The 26,777-nt window shown below is 60.6% G+C and carries 25 protein-coding genes and 1 pseudogene; 18 read left to right on the top strand and 8 right to left on the bottom strand.

Going from position 1 to position 26,777, the window contains the following annotated elements; all coding sequences use genetic code 11:
• Positions 1 to 305: 305 nt before the first annotated feature.
• From NKI59_RS29055 to NKI59_RS29025, 7 genes are read left to right on the top strand one after another with little or no spacing between them, the layout of a single operon-like run.
• Complete coding sequence (locus NKI59_RS29055; protein ID WP_352708143.1) at positions 306 to 1,520, top strand: ROK family transcriptional regulator; 1,215 nt, start codon at positions 306 to 308, stop codon at positions 1,518 to 1,520.
• Positions 1,517 to 2,776 carry a M20 family metallopeptidase gene (locus NKI59_RS29050; RefSeq protein ID WP_352708142.1) on the top strand — a complete coding sequence of 420 codons (1,260 nt, stop codon included), beginning with the start codon at positions 1,517 to 1,519 and terminating at the stop codon, positions 2,774 to 2,776. The genes NKI59_RS29055 and NKI59_RS29050 overlap by 4 nt, the downstream gene beginning before the upstream one ends.
• Positions 2,777 to 2,809: 33 nt before the next feature.
• Positions 2,810 to 3,871, top strand: coding sequence for a substrate-binding domain-containing protein (locus tag NKI59_RS29045; RefSeq protein ID WP_352708141.1), 1,062 nt, complete (start codon positions 2,810 to 2,812; stop codon positions 3,869 to 3,871).
• Positions 3,872 to 3,931: 60 nt separating this feature from the next.
• On the top strand, positions 3,932 to 4,993 hold the full coding sequence (locus tag NKI59_RS29040) for a substrate-binding domain-containing protein (RefSeq protein ID WP_352708139.1): 1,062 nt from the start codon (positions 3,932 to 3,934) through the stop codon (positions 4,991 to 4,993).
• 35 nt (positions 4,994 to 5,028) lie between these two features.
• Positions 5,029 to 6,003, top strand: coding sequence for an ABC transporter permease (locus NKI59_RS29035; protein WP_352621950.1), 975 nt, complete (start codon positions 5,029 to 5,031; stop codon positions 6,001 to 6,003).
• Between the two features lie 12 nt (positions 6,004 to 6,015).
• Positions 6,016 to 7,215 (top strand): alanine racemase, encoded by a 1,200-nt coding sequence (locus tag NKI59_RS29030; protein WP_352708138.1) that lies wholly within the window; start codon positions 6,016 to 6,018, stop codon positions 7,213 to 7,215.
• A 9-nt stretch (positions 7,216 to 7,224) separates the two neighbouring features.
• The gene (locus NKI59_RS29025) at positions 7,225 to 7,977 is read left to right on the top strand and encodes an ATP-binding cassette domain-containing protein (protein WP_352458022.1); all 753 of its coding nucleotides are present in this window, start codon (positions 7,225 to 7,227) and stop codon (positions 7,975 to 7,977) included.
• Between the two features lie 102 nt (positions 7,978 to 8,079).
• On the opposite strand, the gene NKI59_RS29020 is transcribed toward NKI59_RS29025, so the two are convergent.
• Positions 8,080 to 10,470 (bottom strand): thiamine pyrophosphate-binding protein, encoded by a 2,391-nt coding sequence (locus NKI59_RS29020; protein ID WP_352708137.1) that lies wholly within the window; start codon positions 10,468 to 10,470, stop codon positions 8,080 to 8,082.
• Between the two features lie 129 nt (positions 10,471 to 10,599).
• On the opposite strand from NKI59_RS29020, the gene NKI59_RS29015 reads away from it, so the two are divergent.
• Positions 10,600 to 11,073 carry an Lrp/AsnC family transcriptional regulator gene (locus tag NKI59_RS29015; RefSeq protein WP_352595435.1) on the top strand — a complete coding sequence of 158 codons (474 nt, stop codon included), beginning with the start codon at positions 10,600 to 10,602 and terminating at the stop codon, positions 11,071 to 11,073.
• Positions 11,074 to 11,269: 196 nt separating this feature from the next.
• Here NKI59_RS29015 and NKI59_RS29010 read toward each other — a convergent pair whose 3' ends face one another.
• Together NKI59_RS29010 and NKI59_RS29005 are read right to left on the bottom strand one after the other, a co-directional pair.
• A complete protein-coding gene (locus NKI59_RS29010) occupies positions 11,270 to 11,902 on the bottom strand; it encodes an acyl-homoserine-lactone synthase (RefSeq protein WP_352708136.1) in 633 nt (210 codons plus the stop codon).
• Positions 11,903 to 11,975: 73 nt separating this feature from the next.
• Positions 11,976 to 12,725, bottom strand: a complete 750-nt coding sequence (locus NKI59_RS29005) for an autoinducer binding domain-containing protein (RefSeq protein ID WP_352595439.1) — start codon at positions 12,723 to 12,725, stop codon at positions 11,976 to 11,978.
• 127 nt (positions 12,726 to 12,852) lie between these two features.
• On the opposite strand from NKI59_RS29005, the gene NKI59_RS29000 reads away from it, so the two are divergent.
• Positions 12,853 to 13,068: a helix-turn-helix domain-containing protein gene (locus NKI59_RS29000; protein ID WP_352595442.1), complete on the top strand. Its 216-nt coding sequence runs from the start codon at positions 12,853 to 12,855 to the stop codon at positions 13,066 to 13,068.
• 27 nt (positions 13,069 to 13,095) lie between these two features.
• Here the strand turns inward: NKI59_RS29000 and NKI59_RS28995 are convergent, their stop codons facing one another.
• Positions 13,096 to 13,356, bottom strand: a complete 261-nt coding sequence (locus NKI59_RS28995; protein ID WP_352595445.1) for a helix-turn-helix domain-containing protein — start codon at positions 13,354 to 13,356, stop codon at positions 13,096 to 13,098.
• A 146-nt stretch (positions 13,357 to 13,502) separates the two neighbouring features.
• Here NKI59_RS28995 and NKI59_RS28990 point away from each other — a divergent pair, with 146 nt between their 5' ends.
• The 6 genes and pseudogenes from NKI59_RS28990 (at position 13,503) to NKI59_RS28965 (ending at position 19,148) form a co-directional block, all read left to right on the top strand.
• Positions 13,503 to 14,276 (top strand): IclR family transcriptional regulator, encoded by a 774-nt coding sequence (locus NKI59_RS28990; protein ID WP_352595448.1) that lies wholly within the window; start codon positions 13,503 to 13,505, stop codon positions 14,274 to 14,276.
• Positions 14,266 to 15,459, top strand: a complete 1,194-nt coding sequence (locus NKI59_RS28985) for a M24 family metallopeptidase (RefSeq protein ID WP_352708134.1) — start codon at positions 14,266 to 14,268, stop codon at positions 15,457 to 15,459. Before NKI59_RS28990 ends, NKI59_RS28985 begins: the two co-directional genes overlap by 11 nt.
• Positions 15,456 to 16,748: a threonine synthase gene (locus tag NKI59_RS28980; protein WP_352595453.1), complete on the top strand. Its 1,293-nt coding sequence runs from the start codon at positions 15,456 to 15,458 to the stop codon at positions 16,746 to 16,748. The genes NKI59_RS28985 and NKI59_RS28980 overlap by 4 nt, the downstream gene beginning before the upstream one ends.
• Positions 16,749 to 16,911: 163 nt before the next feature.
• Positions 16,912 to 17,658, top strand: a complete 747-nt coding sequence (locus tag NKI59_RS28975; RefSeq protein WP_352595456.1) for an ABC transporter substrate-binding protein — start codon at positions 16,912 to 16,914, stop codon at positions 17,656 to 17,658.
• Between the two features lie 107 nt (positions 17,659 to 17,765).
• Positions 17,766 to 18,461 carry an amino acid ABC transporter permease gene (locus NKI59_RS28970; RefSeq protein WP_352708133.1) on the top strand — a complete coding sequence of 232 codons (696 nt, stop codon included), beginning with the start codon at positions 17,766 to 17,768 and terminating at the stop codon, positions 18,459 to 18,461.
• Positions 18,418 to 19,148 (top strand): annotated as a pseudogene (locus NKI59_RS28965) (amino acid ABC transporter ATP-binding protein). The gene NKI59_RS28970 and the pseudogene NKI59_RS28965 overlap by 44 nt, the downstream one beginning before the upstream one ends.
• A gap of 43 nt (positions 19,149 to 19,191) precedes the next feature.
• Here the strand turns inward: NKI59_RS28965 and NKI59_RS28960 are convergent.
• Entirely contained in the window at positions 19,192 to 20,238 is a 1,047-nt protein-coding gene (locus NKI59_RS28960; protein WP_352708131.1) for a cysteine synthase family protein, read from the bottom strand.
• On the bottom strand, positions 20,235 to 21,194 hold the full coding sequence (locus NKI59_RS28955; RefSeq protein ID WP_352708153.1) for a GHMP family kinase ATP-binding protein: 960 nt from the start codon (positions 21,192 to 21,194) through the stop codon (positions 20,235 to 20,237). The genes NKI59_RS28960 and NKI59_RS28955 overlap by 4 nt, the downstream gene beginning before the upstream one ends.
• A gap of 363 nt (positions 21,195 to 21,557) precedes the next feature.
• On the opposite strand from NKI59_RS28955, the gene NKI59_RS28950 reads away from it, so the two are divergent.
• The 3 genes from NKI59_RS28950 (at position 21,558) to NKI59_RS28940 (ending at position 24,217) form a co-directional block, all read left to right on the top strand.
• Positions 21,558 to 22,445 carry a LysR family transcriptional regulator gene (locus NKI59_RS28950; protein ID WP_352708130.1) on the top strand — a complete coding sequence of 296 codons (888 nt, stop codon included), beginning with the start codon at positions 21,558 to 21,560 and terminating at the stop codon, positions 22,443 to 22,445.
• 177 nt (positions 22,446 to 22,622) lie between these two features.
• Complete coding sequence (locus NKI59_RS28945; RefSeq protein WP_352708152.1) at positions 22,623 to 23,114, top strand: AAA family ATPase; 492 nt, start codon at positions 22,623 to 22,625, stop codon at positions 23,112 to 23,114.
• Positions 23,115 to 23,377: 263 nt separating this feature from the next.
• Entirely contained in the window at positions 23,378 to 24,217 is an 840-nt protein-coding gene (locus NKI59_RS28940) for a class I SAM-dependent methyltransferase (RefSeq protein WP_352708128.1), read from the top strand.
• Between the two features lie 256 nt (positions 24,218 to 24,473).
• Here the strand turns inward: NKI59_RS28940 and NKI59_RS28935 are convergent, their stop codons facing one another.
• The gene (locus tag NKI59_RS28935) at positions 24,474 to 25,235 is read right to left on the bottom strand and encodes a DUF4336 domain-containing protein (RefSeq protein ID WP_352596206.1); all 762 of its coding nucleotides are present in this window, start codon (positions 25,233 to 25,235) and stop codon (positions 24,474 to 24,476) included.
• A 277-nt stretch (positions 25,236 to 25,512) separates the two neighbouring features.
• A complete protein-coding gene (locus NKI59_RS28930; protein ID WP_352596209.1) occupies positions 25,513 to 26,205 on the bottom strand; it encodes a class I SAM-dependent methyltransferase in 693 nt (230 codons plus the stop codon).
• Positions 26,206 to 26,777: the final 572 nt, after the last annotated feature.

Here is a 26,777-nt window from a genome sequence, read left to right as displayed (position 1 = left end):
GGATAACAGCACCGCAGGCTGGTGGTGGTTAATGGCGCGTCGTGCATCAGCTTCGTCGACGAATGCTCTTTGTACGCCATTGGCGCCGCGAGCAGTTGTAGACGCCGCTCCTATTCTGCACCTAGACAACTTTGCGAGGCTTTAATGGATGAAGGGCTGATTCGTTAAAGCATTGATTTCTTCCCCGTTTTTGGTTTTGCGACACTCCGTCGCATGGTAGACAAACCCCTTGTTGAGCGGCCAGTTGACGGCCGTCCAAAATGATTATTAAGTTCGGTCATAGAACGAATTAATCGGAGCTGCTGTTGAACGAAGTCCCGCGAATTTCTCGTCAGTTCTCGCAGCGCTCCGTCATGGAGGCGATCGTGCAAGGCGGGCCGATCTCGCGCGCTTCAATCGCAAAGCAGACCGGCTTGTCCAAGCAGACAATCTCCGAGATCGTCAGGACACTCGAGCAGGAAGGCTGGGTGCAGGAGAGAGGGCGTACGAGCGGACATGTCGGACGCACGGCTGTCACTTACGAACTCGTATTTGACGCGGCCTACATCGCGGCCGTCGACCTCGGCGGCGCCAAAGTCCGGGTCGCCCTCACCGATCTTGCCTGCCAGATATTCGCAGAGGAAACGGCGCCGACCGATCCTCGGGGCGGACAGTTCATCGTCGACCAGATCGTGGATCTAGCGCTTCAGGCGGCCGATAGGCACCGAATCTCGCGCACAAAGATAAGGCTGGCGGTGATTGGTGTTCCCGGTGCACCCGACAAGAAGACGGGCCGCGTCCTGCTTGCCCCGAATATTGCCGGCTTTGGCACGATGAATGTCGTTCGCGCCTTCGAGCAGGCATTCGGGTTTCATGTGATGATCGAGAACGATGTCAATCTGGCGGTGCTCGGCGAGAACTGGCAGGGGTGCGGCCGCGGTATCGACAATCTCGCCTTCATAGCGCTGGGTACCGGTATCAGCAGCGGCCTCATGGTTGCAGGCAATCTGGTGCGGGGCGCCAGCAATGCAGCCGGCGAGATGGGCTTTTTGCCGATTGGCGCCGATCCTTTCGCGCCGACATCGTTGCGCGCCGGCGCTTTCGAGCGCGTGGTCGCAACCAACGCCATGGTTGAACGCTACGCAACGCTGACGGGCAACATCGTCAACGTGCCGACGATTTTCCGCGGTGCATTGGCTGGAGACAGGCATGCCGCGACGGTGCTCGACGAAATCGCGCGCTACCTCGCACAAGGCATTGTGGCCATAGCGGCAATTGCCAATCCGCAAAAGGTCGTCCTGGGCGGCTCGATCGGGCTGCGGCCGGAAATCCTGTTGCGCGTTAGGGACCTGCTGCCGCGCTGCTTCCCCTACCCTATCGCCGTTGAGGCCAGCGAACTCGGGTCGCGGGCAGCGCTCATCGGCGCTGCCGCCATCGGGCTCAGCCAGTTGCACAACACACTGTTCGGCGTCGACGCGCCCGACGGACGCATTTCGCTTCCCCCAGCCAGTTCGGCCGTGCTGCGCGAGGCCACGCTATGACCGCCTTAAAGGACATCACCGCCCGCTTGCGCGCCGCCCTCGATTGCGACGCAGCGGTGGAGCTTCTGCAGGGGGCAATCGGCCGCGAAAGCATAACCGGTCACGAAGAAAACTTTGTCGACTTCCTTGAAGACCGGATGCGCGTGCTTGGCTTGAGCGAAATTCGGCGTGCGGAATTCGCGCCCGGCCGGCCCAACGTCTGGGGTGAGCGCAAAGGTGCTGGCGCCGGGAAGCGGCTGCTCTTCATCGGCCACACCGATACGGTCCATGTCGAGGGCTGGCGCGAGCACTGGGCTGGCACCGCCAAGCAGGATCCGTTTGCCGCGCCAATGATCGACGGGCAGATCTGGGGCCGCGGCGCCGGCGACCTCAAGGCCGGCATCTGCTCCGCGCTGTCGGCACTCTCTCTGCTCGACACAGCCGACATCCAACTGGCCGGCGACGTTGCCTTTGCCTTCGTCGGCGACGAGGAGAGCGGCCAGCCTGGAACCGGCGTCTCCGCCGGCATCAAGGATTTCGTCGGCCGCATTGAGAGAGGCGAAGTCTTTGCGCCCGATTTCGTCGTCTATGTGGAGCCTACCCGCCTTTCGGTTTATCCGGCCCAAATTGGCTTCTTCATTACCGACATCACCATCACCGGACGATCAGCCTATTTCGGCGTACCCGAACTCGGCAAGGATGCCTTGCGTGCAAGCCACGCCGTCATGAGCGCGCTGTGGAAGCATTCGGAAGATGTTGCAACAAGAGCCGAGCACCCGCTGATTGGGCGTGGCTTCCTGCTGATCACCGGGCTTGCGGGCGGCGGCTACATCGCGGTGCCCGAACGCTGCACGTTGTCGCTGATCCGCAAGCTGTTGCCCGGCGAGTCGCTGGACGAGGCCGCCGCCGAAATCGAGGCAGTGGTGCGCGGCGCCATCACCGATCCCGAAATTATGTTGGCGTTCGCCTATCCGGCAGGCCGCGATCATCCGCTTGGGGGTAACGCCGCCGAGATTGCACCTGACAGGCCGGAGGTCGGCGCTCTTGCTGCCGCCATGGCCCGATCGATGGCTGGTCGCGGGGCCATCGAAGGCGCGCCATTCTGGTCAGAGTCATCATTTTTCACCAACCGGCTCGGCATCCCCGCCGTGTACTGCGCGCCAGGCGACATTCGCAACTGCCACACCTTCGACGAACACGTCGATGTCGAGGAATATCTGGCGGGCGTCGTAGGCTTCGCCCGGTTCATGGTGGAGTGTTGCGGCGTTACGGAATGAAGGACAACTGAGAGCGAAAATGGGAGAACTACCATGCTGATAAACAGACTTGTTGCTACAGCACTTGCAGGCAGCCTTATGCTGTTGGCCGGCGGTGCCGGCGCACAGACAGTAGGACCAAGCGGCGAGACGGCGACACCCAGCGCCGAGGTTAGATTGTCGGATGCAGACCTGGCCGCAGTAAAGGAGAAGGGCTACAAGGCGGCGCTGCTGTGGCACACCTCCTCCGACTTCACGAATGCGGTCACGTCCGGTGCCAAGGATGAATTTGCCCGTGCCGGCATTCAAATCGTCGCCACCACCGACGCGGGCTTTGACGCCGCGCGCCAGCGCAGCGACATCGAAACCGCGCTCGCGGCGAAGCCAAACGTCATCCTGTCGCTGCCCCTCGATCCGGTCACTTCGGCCGAGGCGTTCCGTCAGGCGCTCACCGACGGCACCAAGCTGGTATTCCTTTCCAATCTGCCGAAAGGCTACAAGCACGGAACCGACTATGCCGCCATCGTCACTGACGACCTGTTCCAGATGGGCAAGCAGGCGGCCGATGCACTGGCCAAGGCGCTCGATGGCAAGGGCAAGGTCGGCTACATCTTCCACGACGCCAGTTACTATGTGACGAACCAGCGCGACCAGGCTTTCAAGACAACGATCGAGAAGGATTATCCCGGTATCAAGATCGTCGCCGAGCAGGGGATCTCCGATCCGGCGCGGGCAGAAGAGTTGGCCAGCGCCATGCTCGTGCAGCATCCCGATCTTGACGGCATCTACGTCACCTGGGCCGAACCGGCCGACGGCGTGCTGTCGGCCTTGCGGGCAAGCGGAAACACCAAGACCAAGATCGTCACGCTCGACCTCGCCGAACCGGTGGCGCTCGATATGGTCAAGGGCGGTAATGTGACCGCACTGGTGGCCGACAAGGCGTATGAGCTCGGTCGCGCCATGGCCGCTGTCGGCGTCAAGGCGCTGCTCGGCCAGGAGACCCCGGCCTTCGTCGTTGCCCCGGCGCTTACCGTGACCAAGCAGAACGTTGCGCAGGGCTGGAAGGATTCGTTGAACCGTGACGCGCCGCAATCGGTGCTCGACGCGGCCAAATGACAGGCGAATGCCCGGCGGCCAATCAGGGCCGCCGACATCATAAAAACAAGGGGAACTGACATGCGCACAGCAATTGGAATGTTGTCGGCACTGGTAGCGCTCGTCGCCGCCAACGCCTTCGCAGCCGAGGGCACCACCACGGGACCGAACGGGGAAAAGCCGACGCCGGCAAAGAGCGTCGTGCTCACACCAGCTGAGGAGCAGCAGATCAAGGACGGCAAATACACCGCCGCGCTGGTCTGGCATGAGATGAGCGAATACACCAACGCGGTGAACAGCGGCGCCCAGGACGAGTTGAAGCGGCTCGGCATCAGGGTCGTCGCTCAGACCGACGCTGGCTTTGATGCGGCCCGGCAGAAATCCGACGTCGAGACAGTACTCGCCAAAAGGCCCTCTATTATACTGTCCCTACCGGTCGATCCCGCAAGTGCGGCCATCGTCTTTGATCCTGCGCGCCAGGCCGGCGTGAAATTGGGATTCGTCGACAATTCGCCGGCAGGCTACGTTCAGGACAAGGACTATGTGACCATCGTTTCGGACGACCTTTTCCAGATGGGCAACAAGGCCGGGATCGCAATGGCCGACGCGCTCGGCAAGCAGGGCAAGGTCGGCTACATCTTTCACGATGCCGATTTCTACGTCACCAACCAGCGCGATGGAGCATTCAAGCACACGATCGAGCAGGACTATCCGGACATGAAGATCGTGGCCGAGGCCGGAATGGCCGACCCCGCGCGCAGCGAGGAGATCGCGCAGGCGATGATCACACAGCACCCAGACCTCGACGGTATCTATGTCACCTGGGCTGAGCCGGCGCTTAGCGTGCTGTCCACATTGCGGGCGGCCGGCAACAGCCACACCAAGATCGTCACGCTCGACCTGAACGAACCGGCGGCATTGGACATGGTGAAAGGCGGCAACGTTGCGGCACTCATCGCAGACGAAGCCTACGACATCGGCGTGACGCTGGCACGCGCCACGGCCGCCGCGTTGATCGGCAAGAAGGCCGCGCCGTTCATCGTGGTCGATTCCCTCGCCGTCACCAAGGACACTGTCAAGGACGGGTGGAAGCGGTCCCTCAACAAGGACGTGCCCGCGACCATCGCGGCCGCCATGAAGTAGCGGCAGACAATGGCGCCCCGCCGGAGGAAGTGAGAATGTCGAGTATCAACACCAGCCCCGGCCGGGCAGCGAGCTTGGTCAGCCGCTTCAACCTGCAGCAATATGTCGTCTATCTCGGATTTCTGGCGATCTTCCTGTTCTTCGCGATCGTACTGAAGGACAGCGGTTTTCTGACGGTCCGCAACCTGTCGAACATCGTGCTGCAGACGGCACCCGTGACGATCATGGCGATCGGCCTCGTCTTTGTCATGTCGGCGGGCGAGATTGATCTTTCGATAGGTTCGATCGTTGCCGTGGCAGCCCTTGCCGCCGCGGTGGCGATAAACGCCTACGGCTTGTTGGCCGGGGTGCTGGCCGGCCTCGGCGCCGGCCTGCTGATCGGCCTGCTCAACGGCGCCCTCGTGGCTTACGTTAAGTTGCCTTCATTCCTGGTAACACTGGCGACGCTCGGGTTGTTTGCCGGGGTATCTCGCTCGATGACCGATTTGCGGTCGATCCCGGTCACCAACGACGCCTTCACCGGCTTCTTCGGCTCAGGTTCTTTGCTGGGTGTTCCGTCGTTGATCTGGTGGACGGTCATTGCCGTTGCGATCGCGCATCTCATCTTTCGCGAGACGCGCTTCGGCGCCCATGTGCTGGCCACCGGCGACAACAGCCGTGCCGCCAGTGTTTCCGGCATCAGCGTGGCGCAGATAAGGCTGGCCGTTCTGACCATAAGCGGCGGACTCGCCGGCCTTGCCGGGCTGCTCTATGCCGGCCGGCTGCAGGCTGCGAAATACACGCTCGGCGAAACCGACCTTATGACGGTGATAGCGGCCGTCATTGTCGGCGGAACCCTGCTTAACGGCGGCAAGGGATCGATTGTCGGTGCGCTGGTCGGCTCGCTTATGATGGGCATGCTGAACAACGGCCTCATCCTGATGGGCCTGTCCGTCTCCGACCAGATGATCGTGCGCGGCTTGATCATTCTTGCCGCCGTCGCCGTATCGCTGCGCGAAAAGTCCCGTTGAAGGAGTTTTGTCATGTTCCTCGATGTTCTGCGGCGCCGCAATCCGAGCTTTATAGAAAGCGCCACGCGCCTGCACCAGGAAGGAAAGCTGCCGGCTAATTCCTATGTGCTCGACCTCGATGCCGTCGAAAGCAACGCCCGGGTTCTGAAGCGCGAGGCCGACCGGTTCGGCCTGAAGATTTTCGCGATGACCAAGCAGGTCGGCCGCGCCAGTTCGTTCTGCCATGCGCTCAAGCGTGGCGGCATCGATCAGGCCGTTGCCGTCGACATGGCCTGCGCGCGGGCAACGCACAGAGCCGGCCTGAGGCTCGGTCATCTTGGCCACCTGCAGCAGATCGCAAGGCACGAGGCCAATGCGGCGGCCAAAACATTCAGGCCGGACTATTGGACCGTCTTCAACGACACCAAGGCTGAAGAAGCCGCTGCCGGCGCAAGGCTCGCCGGGTACACGCAAAACCTACTTGCCCGCATTCGCGCCGATGGTGACGTTTTCTACCGCGGCCACGAAGGTGGTTTTGAGGCGGCCGATATCGCCGCGGTCGCCGAAAAACTGGATGGTCTCGACGGCGCACGGTTCGCTGGTATCACCACCTTCCCGGCGCTGTTGTTCGACCAGACCACGCGAACGGTCCTGCCGACACACAATCTGGCGACACTGGGCAGAGCTGCCGAAGCGCTCGCCAAGTCCGGCCGCAGCGACATAGAGGTGAACGCGCCCGGCACAACGTCGAGTGTCCTGCTTGGCGCGCTGGCCGAAGCCGGCGCCACGCAATGTGAACCGGGCAATGGCTTGGCCGGCACCACCGCCCTGCACGTCATGGAGGATCTGCCGGAGCTCCCTGCCGTTCTGTATTTGACCGAGGTCTCGCATTTGTCTGGCGGCAAAGCCTACTGCCTGGGTGGCGGCTTCTATATCGATCCGATCTTTCCGGACTACGAGGTGAAGGCAATCGTGTCCGCAGAACCCACCACGGCCGCCGCCGCGCTCAGAAGCGTCGAGGTGCCGCCGCCTGCGGCAATCGACTATTACGCAATGATTGACGCTAGCGGCGCCAATGCTCCACGCCCCGGCGACACGGCGGTGTTCGGCTTTCGTGGCCAGGCGTTCGTGACCCGCGCCTACGTGGTCGGCATCTCCGGTGTCTCAAAGGGGGCGCCCCAAGTCGAAACGATCGAAAACGGTTTTGGCGAAACCGCTGCCTGGCCTGTCTAGGAGCAAGTGATGAACGCGACCACGACCGGCACGCCCCCTGTTTTGCAGCTGCGCGACATCCGCAAGAATTTCGGCGGCCTCACCGCCATCGAAAATTTCTCGCTCGAGCTCTATCCCGGCGAGATAGTAGCGTTGGTCGGCGATAACGGTGCCGGCAAGTCGACGCTGGTCAAGATCGTGACAGGGGTCCATGCTCCGACATCCGGGACGATCATCATCGAGGGGCAGGCGGTGGCAATGTCGAGCGCCACCATGGCGCGCGCACACGGCATTGAGGTGGTCTATCAGGACCTGGCGCTCGCCGATCAGCAGACCGTCTACATGAACATGTTTCTTGGCCGCGAGCCGGTGAACCGCTTCGGCCTGCTCGACCGACGCCGGATGATCGACGACACCGAAAAGCTGGTGAAGGATCTCGACGTTCGCATCCCATCGGCTCACGCCACCATCCGCGATCTTTCGGGCGGCCAGCGCCAGGGCGTGGCGATCGCGCGCGCCACGCACTGGGCAAGCAAGCTGATCCTGCTCGACGAGCCAACCGCCGCGCTCGGCGTTGCCGAGACCGCCAAGGTCGAGACGATTGTTCTGTCGCTGAAGCAGCGCAATATCGGCGTGCTGATCATCAGCCACAGCCTCGACCAGGTGTTCAGGCTCTCAGATCGGATCTGTGTTCTGAGACGTGGCAAACAGATCGGCGTGCGCAAGACCAGCGAGACCGACAAGAACGAGATTGTCGCCATGATCACCGGGCTTCAGCACTAGCCCGGTCCGACAGAGGCGCCGTTCAGACATTGCGTTACCCGAGCAGCGAGTGGCATGACTTCAGATCCACGACGAGGCCCCGGCCAGAGAATGTCGCCAGCATCAATCCAGCGCGCGCAGATAGCGGATGGGGCGCCCACCAGCAATCCGGTCGGCGGCTGTCGCTATGGAATTGGCGTCTATTCCGAAGTGCCGGTAAAGGTCACCGATTGTCCCCGACTGGCCAAAGTGCTCGACGCCGAGACTGCGCGTGCGATGGCCGTAGACTGAGCCCAGCCAGCCCAGCGCGGCCGGGTGGCCGTCGGCGACGGTGACGATGGCACAATGGGCCGGAAGCTCGGCGAACAGCCTTTCGACATGGCTCCTGGCATGAACAAGGCCGCGCTCACGTGCACGGCTTGCCGCCGTCCAGCCTGCGTTCAGCCTGTCGGCCGAGGTCACGGCCAGAAGACCGACGTCGCGACGGTCCTCCGCCATCATGCCGACCGCCTCGATGGCTTCCGGCGCGACGGCGCCTGTATAGGCGACGATCACCTCGGGATTCGGACCCGGACGCCGCAGCCAATAGCCGCCGTCGACAATGTCCTGCTCAAGCTCAGGCTCCATGGCACGAATGATCTGCTCGACCGGGCGCGTCGAGAGCCGCAGATAGACCGAGCCGCCGGTCTGGTCGCGCAGCCAGGTGCGCTCCGATTGCACGGCTTCGCCGTCGCGCTGCATGTAATCCAGTGCAAAACGCGTGATGACGCTCAACTCATCGACGAATGCCGGCTCGTAAGCCGCAAGCCCGTCCTGCGCCATGCCGATCAACGGGGTGGCGATCGACTGGTGCGCGCCACCCTCCGGCGCCAGCGTGACGCCCGACGGGGTGGCTGCCAGGAGAAAGCGTGCATCCTGGTAGCAGGCATAGTTGAGCGCATCGAGACCGCGCTGGATGAACGGATCGTAGAGCGTGCCGATCGGCAACAGCCGTTTGCCGAAAATCGAATGCGACAGCCCGAGCGCCGACAGCAGAATGAACAAATTGTTCTCGGCAATGCCAAGCTCGATGTGCTGGCCGGAGGGGCCGAATTCCCATTTCTGTGCCGATGCTATGCGTTCGCTGCGGAAGGTGTCAGCAAGCGAGCGACGCCCGAACAGGCCGCGCCGGTTGACCCAGGGGCCGAGATTGGTCGAAACGGTGACATCGGGCGATGTTGTGACGATAGCGTCGGCAAGCGGCCCGCCGGCCCGTGCAATCTCGTCCAGGATCCTGCCGAATCCGACCTGGGTGGAGACGCTGCCCTTGCCTTCCGGGCCGAGGCGATCGGGGACGAGAATGCGTTGGGCGTGCCGGCGGCGCCGGCCTTTCGCGGCAAAAGGCACAGCATCAAGGAAACGTGTGAGATCAACCTTGCCGATATCCAGGCCTTCGAAGGCATCCCACTCCCGCCCCTCACCGATCGACAGCGAGGCGCGAAAGACTGCCATCTGATCCTTGGTCATCAGCCCGGCATGATTATCTTTGTGGCCGGCCAGCGGCAGGCAGAAACCCTTGATGGAATAAGCGATGAAGCACGTCGGCCGGTCGTTGCCGCGCGCCGTCTCGAAAGCTTCGATCAGGCACTGCAGGTCGTGGCCGCCGAGATTTGTCATCAGCGCGGCGAGTTCGACATCGGAGCGCCGGTCGACAAGCGATTTCAGGCCCGGCTTTTCGCCCATGTCGGCAAGCAGCCGCTTGCGCCAGGCGCCGCCGCCTTGAAAGGTCAGCGCCGAATAAAGCTGGTTCGGGCAGGCGTCGATCCAGGCCCTCAGCGCCTCGCCGCCCGGCTCGGCAAAAGCGGCTTCGAGCAGCTTGCCGTATTTCAGGATGACCACATCCCAGCCGAAATTCCTGAAGATGCTTTCGAAGCGTTCCCAAAGGCCTTCGCGCACAACGGCATCGAGGCTCTGGCGATTGTAGTCAACGATCCACCAGCAATTGCGAACGCCGTGTTTCCAGCCTTCGAGCAGCGCCTCGAAGATGTTGCCTTCGTCCATCTCGGCATCGCCGAGCAGCGCCACCATGCGGCCCTCGGGCATATTTTGGTCGCGAGCGCCGAGATAATCCTGCACAAGCGAGGCAAACAGCGTCTGCGCGACGCCGAGACCTACGGAACCGGTGGAGAAATCGACGTCGTCGACATCCTTGGTCCGCGACGGATAGCTTTGCGCGCCACCGAAGGCGCGAAATCCTTCGAGTTTCTCCCTGGTCTGATTGCCCAGAAGATACTGGATGGCGTGAAACACTGGCGAAGCATGCGGCTTCACCGCGATGCGGTCGTCCGGCCTCAGCACCGAAAAATAAAGCGCGGTCATGATCGTCACAAGCGAGGCCGAGGACGCCTGGTGTCCGCCAACCTTCAAGCCGTCCGTGTTTTCGCGCAGGTGATTGGCGTTATGGATCATCCATGTCGACAGCCAGAGCACCTTTTTCTCCAGCGCCGAAAGTGCCTCCAGTTTTTGTTTGTCCATGCTGCAAGACTCTCGGTTACGATCGTCGCAATCATAGGGCTGAGCAAGAACCGATTGTCGCTAAACTTGCATGAGAATGGCAGCTGCGTTAGCTGGTTTCAGCAATATCGACCAATGGAGTAACGTTCCATGCCAAAAACTCGACTAGACGGTATCGACCGAAAGATCATTGCTGCGCTGCAGGTCGATGGCAGGATGACGGCCCAGCAGCTTGCCGAGCGGGTCGGCCTTTCGGCCTCCCCCTGCGCCCGCCGGGTCCGGCTGATGGAGGATATGGGCGTGATCACCGGCTATGCCGCTCTGATCGACCAGGACATGGTCGATCTGCCGATCTCGGTGTTTGCCTCGATCAAGCTTGAGCGCCAGCGCGAGAACGAGCTGAAGCGGTTCAACGCGGCAATCGCGCGCTGGCCGGAGGTGGTCGATTGCTATCTGATGACTGGCCAGCGCGACTATCTGCTGCGTGTGGTGGTGCGCGACCTGCACGCCTATGAGCGCTTCCTGAAGGAAAAGCTGACGCGGCTCGATGGCGTCTCCTCGATCGAGTCCAGCTTCGCGCTTGCGCAGATCAAGCGGTCGAACCGGCTGCCGGTCGAGACATGATTTTTCCAAACGTTGGCAAGTCCATCGCTTAAATTCTCCGGTTTCGAACAGCCCGATTTCGCCCGGTGGTGACTGGAGCGGCCGTTTTTGCGATTAGCGTTTCGGCTGACAGGTAGATGCACCATCGCCGGCATCCACCAACTTGTCTGCCAGGCAGCATGTTCGTTCGAGGCGTAACGCCCAACGGCGGCCGCGGTCAGGCCAGCCGCTTGATTGGCGTTTCGGCCCAAAGCACGGGGTCGGTTATGCGGTAGAATTGTCGCGTCGCGGCCAAGGCAGACGGGCCGACGTCGACCATCACGCCGATGATGGTCATGTCGTCGCACTTGAATGAAGACCCAAGCTGCTTTGGGCACCAGCCGATCGATGCCAAGCGGTCGAACCAGTAGTCCTCACAGACGATCGTCAGATTGCCTATGCCTCTTTGAATGCAGAATTCCAGAATTCCGCAGTAGATCACGCCGCCGGCCTGGCAGGGTCGACCAGGCTCGCGAAAATCCCGGGCCACGAAAAATCTCGTCCACTCATAGATATCGGCTCGGCGTGGAACGCCACCTTCGGCAAGTTGCGGAAAGATTTCGCTCATCAGATGCGGACTGAGGCTCGGCACCAGGCGGGATCCGGCAACGACACCTCTTCCCGGCTGGATGCCGAGCAGATGAATCGCTTCTGGTGTATCAAAGGGGTCGATCTCGCGACTGTTGGGGCGCCTCAACTCGTGCCAGCCACGTTCATCGACATAGATTTCATGTCGCAGGCGGAAGTAACTGTCGAGATCCCCTCGATACGCAAAGCTGTTTGACGCATCGACAACGTGGACCTGAATCATTGCGGTTCCTCGAGATGGAACCCCATCCGACCACGCGACGATTGCCCATGAAATACCCAGATCTGAGGATGGATCAAAGTTCGATTTCGCGCCTGCGATAAGCCTCGACAATGGCGTGCACGACGTTGGCGGTGCTGAGCTTCTGCTTGATGTTGCGCAGATGGGTCGTCACGGTGTTTTCCGAAATGCCAAGTATTCGGGAAACCTCCCATGCGGTCTTCCCGCCGGCGACCCACTGCAGGATTTCACGCTCCCGTTGGGAAAGCTTTTGTCTCGGCCGCCCGAGCGAGCTGCCAACGAGTCGTTCGGCAGCCGAGTAGGCATGGCGCGCAAGCGCATGAACGGTGCAGCGCACCGTCGGCGCCAAATCAATTTCGCGTCCGGCAACCGTTACGCAGGCCGGATTGCCAAATGAAGCCTGGATTGGGATGCAGATCCCGTCCCAAAGCCCAAATTCTTTTGCCTCATCCATCACCCTCCTGGCATTGCCGTTCGTCAAGCCGTGATGGACGTCCCTCCAAAGGAACGGCCCGATCGCACCACGGCACAAAGCAACGCAAGGGTCATGACGATAGTGCCCGGCAGCCATGTAGTGGTCGTACCATTCCCCCGGCCAACCGTTGACGAGGATGTGTCCATCCAGCGATCCGGTGTCCTGGCGTGGCAATTCGGTGACGAGACAGGCTGCATAGCCATGACGTTCGATGCTCTTGCGCAGTTGCCGAATGATTTCGGCGACGCTGCTTGCACGATCAATCAGCGCGGTTGCTTCAAAGATTTGCGCTAACTGGTGCTGTAAGACGCTCCCATGAACTGCCGGCATTTCACGCCCCTTCAATGTACTGAGACAAAGAAAGAATAAATGAGTTGGCCGCGACCGCAACATGCGGCATGACGTTTGACTACTATAGTAGGTGGCACTAAAGGGCGCGTTCTGACTGCCTCGCAGCATGAGGCTTAGGTCGGTTTTTGCTCGCAATCTGAGGTTGCTTCGCCAAGGTACCGGCTTGTCGCAGGAACAGCTCGCGGACCTTGCCGGCCTTGATCGAAACTATGTCGGCAAGCTCGAGCGGGAGGAGAACTCACCGACCCTCGATACCTTGGAGGTACTGGCGTTGGCATTGCAGGTTGACGTGGAGCAGCTCGTCCGTCGCAACTCGCCGTAATCCACCGGCTAAGAGGCCGCGGGAGGATCAGGATTTTCTGCTGCGTCGCCCACGTTGCACCACAGCTGGGGCGTCTTTGCCTGGCCGTTTGGTCAATTCCGCGATGTCGACGCTTAATGCAGTGGCAAGCTTTGCAAGCGACAGAAGTGTGGGGTTGCGCCGGCCGGCCTCCAGACCACTCAGGTAGGCGCGCGTGAACCCTGAACGGAACGACAGTTCCTCCTGAGAGAGGGCTTGTGCACGCCGAATCCTCTGTACGTTCAAGCCGACAACCACCCGTAGGTCCATGAGGGCATGGTCGTCGCTGCGTACACTTTAGGACGACACACTATAGTGAACATTCGTCATTGACAGACGCCGCCATTGCTGCTTTTCTCATCATATTGCGGAACGCCATTCCGAAATAAGGAACGCCAGTGACAGGAAATCTTTCGTTGGAACGTGGCCTTGCGGTTCTTAATGTCCTCAAGGAAGCGGACGAAGCGGTCGGGGTGCGCGAACTCGCCCGCCGGCTTGAGCAGAGTGCTCCCGCCGTGCAGCGAATTCTGAACACCCTGGCAGAGCAGGGCTATGTCGAGCAGTCGCCAGACTCGCGGCGCTACCGGCTCGGTCACTCTGTTCTCGCGCTGGCGCGGAAGGTCCTGGACAGAGATCGCCTGGTTGGTTTGGCAGAAATCGAACTGCAGGCGTTGGCCGCCGAAGGTTGCCTCAATGCATTCCTGGGCATCAGGCGGGGCAATCGCGGTATTTATCTCCTGACCGTGCAAAGCAAGAGTCCGGTCGTCATTCGCTCGTCACCCGGCGAAATGTTCCCCTTGCACTCCACCGCGCTGGGTAAGGCACTCCTGATGGAGCTGAGCGGCGATGCAGTTGTTGGAATTCTCGGACGGGGTCCGCTGGAGCAGGTTGCCGTACGCACCGTCACGGATCCGCACAAGCTCATCGCTCAGATCAGAGCCTCCGAGTCTATCGGCTACACAACCTCCCTGGACGAGAACTTTACCGGGTTGATCGCTGTCGGCGCACCGCTTCGCGATGCATCAGGCATGATCATTGCGGCGATAAGTGTGGCCTACCCCCGGTCTGTGGGGCCGCATGTGGAGATCGGCGAGACTGGAGAGGCAGTAATGGCGGCTGCGGCGCGCATCTCTGCCGGCCTCGGCTTTCCGGAAGCAAAACAGGCTCGGGATTCCCACCATGCTGCTTAACGAGGCCCGCCTGCAACAATGCATGTCGGCAGCCGGGCTTGATGCCGTTATAGCCACGACACCGGAAAACGTGACCTATATGAGCGGCTTCTGGGCTCTGCCGCAATGGATTCGTCGTGGTCCGCAGACTTATGTAATGTGGCCGGCTCCGGACAAGGGCACGCCTGAAATCATCACCAGCACCAGCACGCTCGACCTCATTGCCGATCAGGAAGTCTGGGTTAGCAAGGTGCGGCGCTACGGCGACTTTTACGCCGATGTCGGTTCCTCGACCACCGTGGACCGCGCCAATGAACGACACCTCCAGCTTCGCGACCTGCCGAGGCATGGCGATGCAATTGCGGCTTTGATCGCGGCATTGGAAGAAGCCCGGCTCGGCCGCGCGCGGATCGGCATAGACGAGGCGGGGCTCGCGCCAGGATACCAGGAAACCCTCAGAGCCCATTTTTCCAATGCGTCGTTCCTACCAGCGACGGCGCTGCTTCGCGAGGTTCGTGCCGTAAAGACGGCAGATGAAATCGAACGGCTCGGCCAGGTTGCCCAGATTGCCGAACGCTCCATTCAAGCCGCCCTCGCCCTTGCTCAGGAAGGCGCCACCGAAGCCGATCTGGCGCGCGCTTTTCACGTCAGGACGGTCGAGGAAGGCGCCCTGCCCGTACTGGGATGCATCGGCTTTGGCGAGCGCAGCGCGCTCATCAACGTCCAGCCGTCCGACCGCAAGTTGGGCGCTGGAGAAATCATCCGCTTCGACGTCGGTGGCCGGTTTCGGCACTACCGCGCCGACATTGCCCGCATCGCCACGCTGGGCGAGCCGCCGCCGCAGGCGCATCGGCTACAGCAGGCGCTGCTGCGCGGCGTTCAGCATGCCTGCGATATTATCCGGCCCGGCATGCCGGCAGCACAGCTCTTCGAGACGGTGGTGCGTGTGGTTCAGAGCGAAGGAATTGCCCACTACGAGCGCGATCACGTCGGCCATGGCATCGGCCTTGATGGTTACGATGCGCCGACGCTCTCGGCGCGCAGTACAGACGTCCTTGAAGAAGGAATGGTGCTGTGCGTGGAGACCCCCTACTACGAAATCGGCCGCTGGGGACTCCAGGTGGAGGACATGGTGGTTGTTCGCCGGCGCGGAGTGGAGCGGCTGACGCAGACGCACGATGCAATCACCCGGGTTCCGTTATGAGCCGCGCGGCAGGTTTTTCCTGTATTCGATGCGGCGCCTTGTTCCCGATCGATACCAAAATCGACTCACGCGGCTGCCCGATATGCTGCGCCGAAGCGCCAGCCAATCTTAAGGTCGTCTACGATCCATCCGGAGCTAGGTCGGCCGCTTCCGCAGCGGTTGCCGCGCTGCCCTCGCTATGGCGCTATGCCGACACGCTTCCTTGTGGGCTCGGCGATGCAATCTCCCTTGGCGAGGGCCTGACGCCGCTGCTGAGCGCCGAGAGGCTGGGAAAGCAGCTCGGCGTCCCCAAGCTTCTTATCAAGGACGAGGGCGCAAACCCTACGTGGTCCCACAAGGACCGCTTCTCGACCGTGGCGGTGTCCATGGCACGTTTGAGTGGCGCACGTGTGGTGGCGACTGCTTCGTCGGGCAACGCCGGGGCCTCACTTGCCGCCTATGCTGCACGGGCGGGCCTGAAATGCGTCGTTGTCACATTCTCAGGCACCGCCGGCGCAATGCTGGCGCAGATCCGCAAATACGGCGCAAGCGTCATATCCCTGGCCGACAAGTCCCATCGCTGGCCATTGCTTGCCGCTGGTACCGAGCGCCTCGGATGGTTTGCGACGTCCCCGTTTCACAACCCCGTGGTGGGCAGTCATCCTGTCGGGATCGAGGGCTACAAGACCTTGGCTTATGAGATCGTCGAACAGATGCACGGAGCCGTGCCGGACTGGTGCGCCGTGCCTGTTTGCTATGGCGACGCGCTTGCCGGGCTCTGGGCGGGATTCAAGCATCTTCTCAGCCAAGGCAGGATCGATCGGTTGCCGAGACTCGTGGCGGCGGAAGTGCACGGATCCTTGGCAAAGGCGCTTGCCGGCAAGGCCGATCTGGTCGCCGAGGTTCCCGCGGGTTTCGACACGCTTGCCATCTCGATCGGCACCACACGCAGCACGTTTCAGGCGCTCAACGCGCTGCGTGAATCCGGCGGCATGGCGATGCCGGTCGGCAATTTCGGCCTGATAGCCATGCAGCAGCAGCTTGCGGCCACGGAGGGAGTGTTTGCCGAGCTTGCCTCGGTGACGCCATTTGCAGCTATTGAATCCTTGAGATGCGAGGGCACGATCGCGCGGTCGGACAGCGTCGTTGCCATCGTGACGGCGAGCGGCCTCAAGGATTTGGATCGTTCGACCGGCGCGGGCCAAGCACAACAATCGTTTCGGTCAGTTGCCGAAGCGTGGGAACACCTTGCCCAGGACAGCGACTATTTCACGCCCTCTGATGAACAACGCGCGGCCAAGATGTCCTGAAGAGAAGATAGAGACGATCATGAACAGATACGACTTCTGATCGACTGATGATCTCGTCCACCACTGGACGGAATTGCGACTTCCAAAAGCTATTCACGAGAGGCCAATTCAACTCGCTTAGCGAGCGGAATCTCGATTCAAACATGATGAAAGGGGAATTTTCATGCTTCGCAAAACACTCATCGGCTGGCTCGCAGCCCTCGGCGTCGCGACGGCAACTCAGGCGATGGCTGAGGAAACCCTCAGGGTCGGCGTCACGCCAACCGGGGTGCCGTTCACGTTTATCGACACGGCAACCCGAAAGCCGACTGGCGCGATGGTCGATCTGGCAAGTGCGATTGCCGCGAACCTTGGTACGACCGCCGACTTCCAGGTAAACGCTTTTCCAGCCCTGATCCCGGCATTGACGACCGACAAGATCAATCTGATTTCCGCCAGCATGTTCATAACAGACAAGCGCAAGCAGGTGATCGATTTCAGCACGCCGGTTTACGCCTATGGCGAGGCGATGTTTGTTGCTGCCAGCGACAGCAAGAACTACACGATCGAAGAGCTGAGAGGTGAGACCGTGGGGGCGCAGATCGGCTCGACCTACGCCGACGCCCTGGAAGCGCTTGGCGTCTTCGGTCAAGTCAAGCTCTACGACTCAATCGCTGACATGATGCGCGATGTGGTCCTGGGCCGCATCAAGGCCGGCTTTGGTGACGCCCCGATCGTCGCATATCAGCTTTCAAAGAACCCCGAACTGGGAGTTCGCCTCGTCGACGGCTATCGGCCGATGAAGCAAGGCGAAGTCGCGTTAGCGGTCGCCAAGGAAAATCCGCTGCTTCTCGAAAAGGTGAATGCCTCAATCACCAAGCTGAAGGAAAGCGGCGAATTAAGCCGAATATTCGCCAAATATGGCCTCTGAAGCCATCCCGCATTGAGCTCGAAACAAGCGTCGGCTGGCAGGACCATAGGATCGCATCGCAATGACCGGCTGTGAGAGCCGGGGAACGTGCCAAGAGGAAGCCGGCCATGACCAATTTCATCGCCCACGCAACGGAATATCTACCGCTTCTTCTTCAAGGCGTTTGGCTGACCGTCGTGATAACCTTTCTTGCGCTGTGTCTTGCGACGGCGCTCGGCCTTGTCTTGGCGCTGTTCAGGACATCGGGGATACGCTGTGTCAGCGTGCCGACGCGGCTCCTTGTCGACTTCGTGCGCGGCATACCACTGCTGGTGGTTCTCTTTTATATCTACTTTGTCGCGCCCGAGATCGGCATCAACCTGACTGCGCTCCAGGCCGGCACGATCGGGCTGGGCCTGGCTCACTCCTGCTATCTCGGGGAAACCTTCCGCGCGGGCATCGAGGCGGTCGACAAGGGTCAGGTCGAAGCGGCAAAATCGATCGGGATGGAGCGTCCGTTGATGATGCGCCGCGTCGTGCTGCCGCAGGCAATCAAGATTATCCTGCCGCCTTACGCCAACAACATGATCATGCTGCTGAAGGATTCCTCGCTTGTATCGGTGATTTCGGTTCAGGAGTTGACCATGCAGGGTAAGATGCTTGCGTCGTCCACATTCGACAACATGACAGTTTTTACCTTGGTGGCACTGCTTTACCTGTGCCTGACGGTTCCGCTGAACCTGTTTATGCACAGAGTCGAGAGCTATCTTGGGCGGCGGGATGATCACTTTCGACGACGTGCACAAGTCCTTCGGCGCCCATGAAGTCCTCAAGGGAATCAACGCCGAGATCGCCAAGGGACAGGTCGTATGTCTGATCGGGCCCTCGGGTTCCGGCAAATCGACGCTTCTACGATGTGTGAACGGGCTTGAAACCTATCAGCGCGGTCGCATCAGCATCGACGGGACGGTGGTGGATGCCGCCTCGCCCCAGGTTCACGCCATCTGCAGCCGCGTTTCCATGGTTTTCCAACGCTTCAACCTGTTTCCGCACCGCACCGCCCTGGAAAACGTCATGGAAGGGCCGCTCTACGTGCTGAAGGAAAATAGGAACCAGGTCCGCGAGCGGGCCATGGCATTGCTCAATCGCGTCGGCTTAGCCGACAAGACGAATGCCTATCCCGCCTCATTGTCGGGCGGCCAACAGCAGCGCGTGGCCATCGCCCGCGCCCTGGCGATGCGCCCACAGGCCATTCTTTTCGACGAACCCACCTCCGCACTTGACCCGGAAACGGTCGGCGAGGTCCTGCAGGTCATGCGCGCGCTCGCAGACGAGAACATGACCATGCTCGTGGTTACGCACGAAATTCAGTTCGCGCGAGAGGTTCCGATAGCGTCCTCTTTCTCGACGGCGGCCGGATCGTTGAGCAAGGCCCGGCTAAGGAGCTCCTTCGATATCCCAAACACGAACGCACTAGGGATTTTCTTCACCGGGTCATGCACCCTGTCTGACCCTGGTCGATGTGGTTTGTCGCCTTGCCTGAATTCGGAACTGTCACTGCGTAGGGAACCAGCCATCCATCTCTGCGAGGACGGCGTTTAAAGTTCTGCGGTTCCAAGGGAATCTCGTCCACGCCGTCTCTTCGGCCGGACGAATTTGCGTGAGAACAGTTGGTTCAAGAGGAATTGAGATTGGCCAATCCTTCAAACCGGCGAGCCAGTCGGAGTTGTAGACTGTATCGGAATGACGATGCCCTTCATCTGGCATTATCACGACGGTGGAGGCTTCCGGATTTTGCGTGGCGAACCAGGCGCCGACCAAGGCTGCGGCGCCGCTGGTCGGCCCCATGAACAGCCCGTGATCACGAAACAGTCCATGCGCCATTGCGTAAGCCGGCAGTGCGCCCACCCAATGAATATCGTCGATCATCTCATGACGAACATTTTCCGGCAAAACACTGTTGCCGAGCCCGCGCAGCATGCGACGTCCGACAGGCTGGCCAAAGAGCATGCTTCTGTGGGTATCGACAGCAATCATCCTGAGATCAGGAAAGAGCTCACGAAGGAAGCCTCCGGTTCCACAAAGCGATCCCCCAGTGCCCACGCAGCCGACGAGGCAATCGATACGGCCGAATGATCGGACAACGAGGTCGGCCAGGCGCGCGTAGGCAAGGCGGTTTTCCGGACTGTCGTATTGTCGAGGCCAATACGTGCCCGGGCTATCTTGCAGGGTCTGCTGAAGATACTGGAGCCGACCGCGCTGATTGCCGTCTCCTTGAGGATCGTCGATGGCCATGACTTTGGCACCAAGTTGTTCCAGTCGCCGCCTGAGTTTCAGGTCGATGAGGCTGGAGGCGGTGACAAGTGTAAGCGCGTAGCCACGAACCGCAGCTAGCATTGCGATGGCTAGGCCGAATGTGCCCGACGTCGTTTCGATGATGTGACCTTCCTGCCTGAGGCGTCCTGATGCTTCCGCCTGATCGACCATGAACCGGGCGGGGATCAGCTTCATGAGGGAAAAGCAGGCGGCGTTGAGGTTAGGTGCGAGTTGGGCAAAACGCGGCGTTTCATAGGCGCGTAAATAGTCTTGCGCCGCGCTCACTGGATTGGCCCCGTTTCGGCATTAAGGGCAAACGTATGGACGCCTTGGAGGCCTGCGCCGCTCACCTGCCTTGCCAACTCAGCAGCGCGCATGGCCGCCCTGGGCGCAGCCGCGTCCAGAAGGATGCCGATCAATGTTCCGCTATGCGCCACCTGCACACCGCACGCGTCATGCGCCCGTGCTATATCCAAAACGGTATTGAAGGATGCCTTCGGCAGATGCCTCTGACTGATACTGGCGCTGATGGTTGCGACACGTCCAAGCAGGCGGGGATCTTGTTGCCGGATGGAGCGGTTCGCCAGTCCCCGCAGAACACGGAACAGCCCGATTTCCTCACCATCGTAGCGTGCCCGCGGCATGGTTAGCGTATCGATCGGCCGGGCACTGCCGTCCCTGAAACCTACCAAGAGAAGGGGCGGAAATTCGCCACCGAAGTGTTCGATCGTACGGCCTTCCCGGTGGGCGAAGAGAAGGGGTTGGTCGCCGTAGGCAATGGCATCGCTTGCGCCTTCCGCGGCCACCGCCAGTCGCGCAATCGTGGACTGGCGCAGCGTGAGGCCCGCTGCAGCTGCCACCGCACGAATCGCAGCAATGACGTCTGCGGTCGAGGAACCGTAGCCATGCCCTATCATAATAGGGCTTTCGATCGTAAGTTCTCCACCTCCTTCAGCTATTCCGATATGCGCGAGCGTGAGGGCCGCCGCGCGAGCCGCTTTGGTCCGGTTTGCAGGCCGCGGTCGAATCCCAGTTTGTTCATGCGGCCAGAAAGTCGCTAGCGACTCTTGCGACGTGAGCGGCAGGGTTACGAGTCCGCGACAAAGCCTTCCGTTTTCCCCTTCAAAGACGCCTTGGAGGAATTCCCCATGATGGGCGTGCGCTCGTCCGACTCCTACCGCCAGAGGCAGCCTGATAGCCTCGTTGTTGTCCGAGCTTGTCCGATGGCCAGATCTCGTCATCCCCGTCTTTGTCACCACGTCATCTCCTCACCTGGAATTGACAGATGATGCTTATGACTGATCCATGCTGTCACTCGCCAAATCTTGGTAGTGGCAAGGCAAGCGCATCATGCAAAGATACGGGCAAGATCGACCCCACCAATTGGGGCGCCCAATAATGGACTAGACACAGCAGCACTCACCGAGCGCGGTTGGCCATGCGGACAACCGTCCAAAACGAGCGCGCCATGCACGTGTCTTCATTATTGTTCTTGTAAGGAGGGTTGGACTGCTCACCCTGTGTCAATAGTGAGATTTGGCGATAGCCCGCAGCGGCCAAAAGCGCTCAAACGCGTTTTGTCGCCAACTTGACTTTGAGCAGAGATGCGGAGCTCCATCCAACTTGCGACCCTCAATTATGCACTTGTGGTCGCGGAGGAGGGCAGCTTCCTTCGCGCCTCGCGACGCACAGGGATCGATCACTCCGCGCTCAGCAGGCGCATCCGCGATCTGGAATACGCGGTGGGTACGAGGATATTTCATCGCCATGCCCGCGGCGTCGGCCCAACCCCGGCCGGCGAGCGCTTCCTGGAGCGTCTGCGCTCCGTGCTGCTCGAGCTCGACAACACGCTCACTCTGGCCAGGTCCGGCACCAGAGATGACCAACAAAAGCTTTCCATCGGTTCCAACGGGATCATCCGCGCCGGGCGGGCCTTGGATGCAATCATCGAGTTCGGGCAATCTCATCCCAATGTGACCGTCAGCTTGACAGAGAGTCCTTACCCTTCGCCTGAGGCTGCTCTGGGTGCCACCCAGGTCGACGTGGTCGTGACCTCCTCCTCCCGGTTTACCGGCGGCGCGTTCGAATTGACGCTGTGGAAAGACACTCTGGCTGTCGTTCTTGCTTCAAATCATTCTCTCGCCAGCCGTTCCGTGATCGAGTGGCACGAGTTGCACCAGGAAACGCTGCTGGTACGCAGGGGCGAAGCATTTCTGCTCGCCGACGCTGTTGGACGCAGCGTGCAGCGTCCTCCAATCCTCGAACATCACGTCAGTGCAGGCATCTTTTGCGCCTCGTCGGAAACGGGCTCTGTAGTCGCTCTGATCCACGACCGAGATACCGACAGGGTTCTTAAAGATGCGATGTGTCGTAAGCTGCGGATCGGGGGCGAACCAATTCAGATCTCCAGTTTAGCCCGTTGGCGATCCGACAACGCCAATCCTGCCTTACCGATCTTCGTCGCGTTCCTGCGCGATCGGTATTCGTCCTGACAGTTATCCGACCGTCCTGGCCGGACAATCAACCCGGTTTCAGAGTCCGTCGTGCCTTGGCGAATGCTCTGTTTATTGTGATGAACCGGGTCAGCATCGGCGGGATCGGTTCCGGGCCAATCTCACAACTAAGGCGTCGGCGCTTTTAACGCCCTTGCCTCTGCGCGTCTTGCACGGCTGGGCTGCCGCTTTCCTTGCAAAACTGGAACTATACTCCATAATTGCAAGGATAATCGGACTCCGCATCAGCATAGAACTCACCGAGACGCTGGACAGCATGCCCGCTGTTGCGCTGCTCGGGCCGCTTCAGGTCGGCAGACAACCCTGGCGCCGGAAATAGCCGAACGGCGTCCTTCGATCTACCTTGACCTCGAGTCGGACGCCGACCGCGCACGGCTTGCCGAGCCGGAGCTTTATTTGGCCGAGCATCAGGACAAGCTGGTTATCCTCGACGAGGTCCACCGGCTACCGAACCTGTTCCAGAAACTGCGCGGGCTGATCGACCGAGGTCGGCGTGGCGGTCGCAAAGCCGGCCGCTTCCTGCCAAACTCTAACGCTTGGCACCCAACTAAACTGCCGCTCAGAGGTGGACAGCGGCTGTTTGTTTTGTCCACCCGAACGGGCAAGGAGCGCCAGGAGCTGCCATTCCCGGCGCTTCTCCAAACCTGACCTTCGCGCTACGGCTTGAGTCGACCCCGAGCGGAAGTTCGTTCGTCGAGGGCGAATTCACGCCGATGACCCGAACCGATCCTTCCCGGGGCGATTTGGCGGCCCGAAAGCTGACCTTTAGCGGAACCGGGGGTCGTGACCCTGAAGCGACATTCGCGCTGAGGTGGACAGCGAGTCTCGTTGACTGGCTGCCGCATCGGCGCATAATCGTCGACCAGCACGATGCCCCATTTGGGGAACAGTCGTATGAGGGGAGGCAGGCCATGGAAGTCGCCGGTGGCGCTGGTGCCGACGTTCACGTCCCGTATATTCTCGTCCATTCCGATCGCGAGATCAGGCGTCTCAGCCATCAGGCGGACATCATTAACCCGATCACGCGAAGAATCTTGCTCTCTGCGGGCATGAGCCCCGGGATGCGCGTGCTCGACGTGGGCTGTGGCGCGGGTGATGTTACATTCCTGGTTTCCGAGATGGTTGGCAGCGAAGGTCAGGTCATCGGCGCAGATCGGGCTCCAGCGGCCTTGGCGGCGGCGGAGCGGCGTGCGGCGGCGCATCCGATCCAGAACGTCAGCTTCCGTGAAGGCGATCCCGCGGCACTCTCGTTCGACCGACCGTTCGACGCCGTGATCGGCCGCTACATTTTGATGTTTCAAGCCGATCCTGTGGCCATGCTGCGTGGCGTCGCTCGTCATCTCCGGCCTGGAGGGACCATCGTCTTCCATGAGCCGGATTGGGACGGCTGTCGATCCAGCCCGCCGGCGCCGACCTACGACCAATGCTGTCGATGGATCGTCGAGACGTTCCGGCGCAGCGGTATCGAGACCAATATGGGTATCAAGCTCGATGCGGCATTCCGCGCGGCTGGATTGACCGCGCCCTCAATGCGTATGGAGGCGGTTGTTGGGGGAACCAATGGCGGCTTCGACTGGTCACACCAGACCGCCGAACTCATTGTCACGATGCTGCCGGATATCCAGAGCCGGGGCGTTGCGACGGCCGCTGAGGTCGATATTGAAACTTTGGGACAGCGGATGCAGCGCGAAATTGAGGCGGGTAGCGTCATCGTGAGCCGTTCGGAAGTAGGCGCCTGGTCGCACCCCTAGAGCTAGTCATGACACTGGGCGGCTGCCTCTCACGAAAGACTAAGGCGCATGTCCGCTCTTGGCGCGATCGAGGCGATGCGGACTTCGCCTACTCAGCAGCCGCCAGTGCGGGTCAAACGGCTTGGTTGGGTGGTTCTCTGCCGTCTGTCTCGTCGAGCGGGACGAGCAGGCATCGCCAGGAGCGGTCGTTGAAGCGATCGAGGCCGAGCGCCGGAGCCGACCCAAAATGGACATTTGGCCTCCCAAAGCCACTGCGTCACCAACCCGACTTTCCGAATATTCTACGGACAATCTCGTCCTCATTCGCATCAAAGCAGCGGCCGTGACTGAGAATCACCCGCCGCGGCTGCCACGACTGGAGTTTGCATATTACTGCCTGTGCTTTCCGCCGATTGAAGAGAATTGGCAGCCGCATGCCAAAGAAGGTCCGCCCGTGCGGGTGAGCCATCCGAGTCAGCTTGGCCATCGTGCGCCAAGGCTCATCGATCATGTCCAATTCGAGATTGATGATCGTGTCTGTAAGGATCAGCGTCTTTGAAGCTTGGTGGAAGAATATGAACTCTTTGAAGTAGCCACCGGGAAACAGTGTCTGATCCATGTCCCGCCGCCACTCCTCCGGAGGATCGGCCTCCAAATCTCGTGCGAACGTCACATCCGCGTGCCGTGCGCGTGCTCTTTGCCGGACTCTGGGCGATGCCCATGTTATTGCCTCAGGGAAAGCCTTCGACCACTCACCGATATGAGCGTAGTGAAACTGGTTGGGTGAAACGAGATGGCGAATTCTGCCCAAGTTCCGTAACTCTTTGGCCACCGTCAAAGCAAACTTAATGGGCGAATGAAGGAACAGATCGCCGTTCGATAGGCGCACCACCGTCATCCGAGTGGTGAATGGCAGCGGAAGTTTTGTTCCTGCTACCGTCAGATACTCAAACGGACCGTCAACGACACCAATATAGGGTCCCTGAGGTTTGTAGACGTTCACCGGCTCGTAAAGGGACGCACCCACAGCCCATTCCATTTCATCAGCTCGGCGCAAGGCGAAGATTATCTGGCTGTTGCACTGGCGATGCAATGCGTCTGACCTGAAGGTCCGCTCCCTATCCTTCTAGCGACGTTGCCGCCGTGCAGCGGCAATGACCGGTTTGGGTCACGAAGGGGACATAGTCGGGCGACTGGTCAGGTGATCCGTTTCAATCATCACCGATCCTCCATGCGCTCAATTCCGGACCTCGAGGAACGGAACTCGCCTTCAAGTGCTGCAATGCCGAGGTCCAAATGCACCGGTTTTGTCGAAACTAGTGACGGAAACGGTAGACGCGTGCCAGTTTGTTCGGCACCGTCATGAGTTCGTTCGCAGTGCTGAAGCCAGCATCCCGGGCCATGCCAATCCAAGTCGCGGCCGTCTCGGCATAGTCGGACGTTCGACTGTGGCTCTCGAAGGCGGCGAACTCCTCGTCGGAGATCGCTGCCCAATCCGGCCGCATATGATGAAATCGCTTCATCCATCCCTCGCGGTCCTCGCCCTCGAGGCACGTCGGCTCCCAGATCAAGAAAAGACCACCTGGTGGCAGCAGGCTGTGGATTTTGCGCATAAGGGCCACCTTATCCTGCGCAAGGAGGTGGTGCAGGGACTGGCCAATCCAAACCACGTCGAGCGGGCCCTTCCAGGAATCGATCGCCACGACGAAATCCCCGCAACGCAGTTCGACCGGACAGGTGAGAGGGGCAAGCGCTTCCTTCGCCACGTCGAGCGACGGTTGGGATATGTCGATGCCGATGTAGCGTGCGACGTTGTTGCCGGCCAGTGCGGCTGCCGAACCAGGAGCGGTGCCGCAGGCCAGATCGGCGAACACGAAGCCGTCGGAAGCCTCATCTAGCAGAACTTGGCGCAGCATTTCGTAGACCTCGCTGTGCGCCATGTAATTCGCCGCGACAACCTTCTGGTATGTTGCGAGACCTTTCGCGAATAATTCCTGGTCGGACTTCATGGCCCCGCCTCACGACGAACATTTCGCATGCCAGAAAAAGCGCTGCGCTCAGATCTTCGGACGTTATTCGATTGGCGCCGGGCATTGGCCCGGAGCCGCCACGATATTAGTTGCAGCTTAAGGACTGTCTTCCATTTGCCAAGGGCCGTCAATCTTTGCCGTCTGGCTTTGACGCGAGAAGGACGTCGCATCGGAGAGTGAGCAGTCCGAACGGCCAGGTAGTTTCGCATGGCTCAGGGACAAGCCGCGGCTGGACAAGGGCCGAAGAAACCGCATGGCAGCAGATACCTGAAGCCTGTGCATAGCCAGGGGGCGGCACTCGGGAGCCGCGGCACGGCGTCCGCGTTGTCGGCACCTCCAGACGGTCGAAGGTGCGATCCTCGGCTGGGCGGTGGCCAGTCGTTCGACGGAACGCTAAAATAGGTGAGCAGGAATACTATCGGCAGCTTGGCGGTATGAAGAAATCTTAAGAAATGCATCCCGCGACAAGTTTCTGGATGCGAAGCTAACGACAATCTTAAACTTGGTGCGTATAGAATCGCGCATTGTGAAAGCGTCGTTGAGGATGTCCA

The sequence above is a fragment of the Mesorhizobium sp. M0598 genome (assembly GCF_040320865.1).
Classification (GTDB): domain Bacteria; phylum Pseudomonadota; class Alphaproteobacteria; order Rhizobiales; family Rhizobiaceae; genus Mesorhizobium.
Note: the sequence above shows the minus strand (reverse complement) of the source record. Positions and strands in the feature narration are given on the sequence as shown.

Bases quoted from the DNA above. Each gene is read 5' to 3' on its own strand.
- NKI59_RS29050 (WP_352708142.1), top strand. From the start codon at position 1,517: ATGACCGCCTTAAAGGACATCACCGCCCGCTTGCGCGCCGCCCTCGAT.
- NKI59_RS29045 (WP_352708141.1), top strand. From the start codon at position 2,810: ATGCTGATAAACAGACTTGTTGCTACAGCACTTGCAGGCAGCCTTATG.
- NKI59_RS29040 (WP_352708139.1), top strand. From the start codon at position 3,932: ATGCGCACAGCAATTGGAATGTTGTCGGCACTGGTAGCGCTCGTCGCC.
- NKI59_RS29035 (WP_352621950.1), top strand. From the start codon at position 5,029: ATGTCGAGTATCAACACCAGCCCCGGCCGGGCAGCGAGCTTGGTCAGC.
- NKI59_RS29030 (WP_352708138.1), top strand. From the start codon at position 6,016: ATGTTCCTCGATGTTCTGCGGCGCCGCAATCCGAGCTTTATAGAAAGC.
- NKI59_RS29025 (WP_352458022.1), top strand. From the start codon at position 7,225: ATGAACGCGACCACGACCGGCACGCCCCCTGTTTTGCAGCTGCGCGAC.
- NKI59_RS29020 (WP_352708137.1), bottom strand. From the start codon at position 10,470: ATGGACAAACAAAAACTGGAGGCACTTTCGGCGCTGGAGAAAAAGGTG.
- NKI59_RS29015 (WP_352595435.1), top strand. From the start codon at position 10,600: ATGCCAAAAACTCGACTAGACGGTATCGACCGAAAGATCATTGCTGCG.
- NKI59_RS29010 (WP_352708136.1), bottom strand. From the start codon at position 11,902: ATGATTCAGGTCCACGTTGTCGATGCGTCAAACAGCTTTGCGTATCGA.
- NKI59_RS29005 (WP_352595439.1), bottom strand. From the start codon at position 12,725: ATGCCGGCAGTTCATGGGAGCGTCTTACAGCACCAGTTAGCGCAAATC.
- NKI59_RS29000 (WP_352595442.1), top strand. From the start codon at position 12,853: ATGAGGCTTAGGTCGGTTTTTGCTCGCAATCTGAGGTTGCTTCGCCAA.
- NKI59_RS28995 (WP_352595445.1), bottom strand. From the start codon at position 13,356: ATGGACCTACGGGTGGTTGTCGGCTTGAACGTACAGAGGATTCGGCGT.
- NKI59_RS28985 (WP_352708134.1), top strand. From the start codon at position 14,266: ATGCTGCTTAACGAGGCCCGCCTGCAACAATGCATGTCGGCAGCCGGG.
- NKI59_RS28980 (WP_352595453.1), top strand. From the start codon at position 15,456: ATGAGCCGCGCGGCAGGTTTTTCCTGTATTCGATGCGGCGCCTTGTTC.
- NKI59_RS28975 (WP_352595456.1), top strand. From the start codon at position 16,912: ATGCTTCGCAAAACACTCATCGGCTGGCTCGCAGCCCTCGGCGTCGCG.
- NKI59_RS28970 (WP_352708133.1), top strand. From the start codon at position 17,766: ATGACCAATTTCATCGCCCACGCAACGGAATATCTACCGCTTCTTCTT.
- NKI59_RS28955 (WP_352708153.1), bottom strand. From the start codon at position 21,194: ATGACGAGATCTGGCCATCGGACAAGCTCGGACAACAACGAGGCTATC.
- NKI59_RS28950 (WP_352708130.1), top strand. From the start codon at position 21,558: ATGCGGAGCTCCATCCAACTTGCGACCCTCAATTATGCACTTGTGGTC.
- NKI59_RS28940 (WP_352708128.1), top strand. From the start codon at position 23,378: ATGGAAGTCGCCGGTGGCGCTGGTGCCGACGTTCACGTCCCGTATATT.
- NKI59_RS28935 (WP_352596206.1), bottom strand. From the start codon at position 25,235: ATGGAATGGGCTGTGGGTGCGTCCCTTTACGAGCCGGTGAACGTCTAC.
- NKI59_RS28930 (WP_352596209.1), bottom strand. From the start codon at position 26,205: ATGAAGTCCGACCAGGAATTATTCGCGAAAGGTCTCGCAACATACCAG.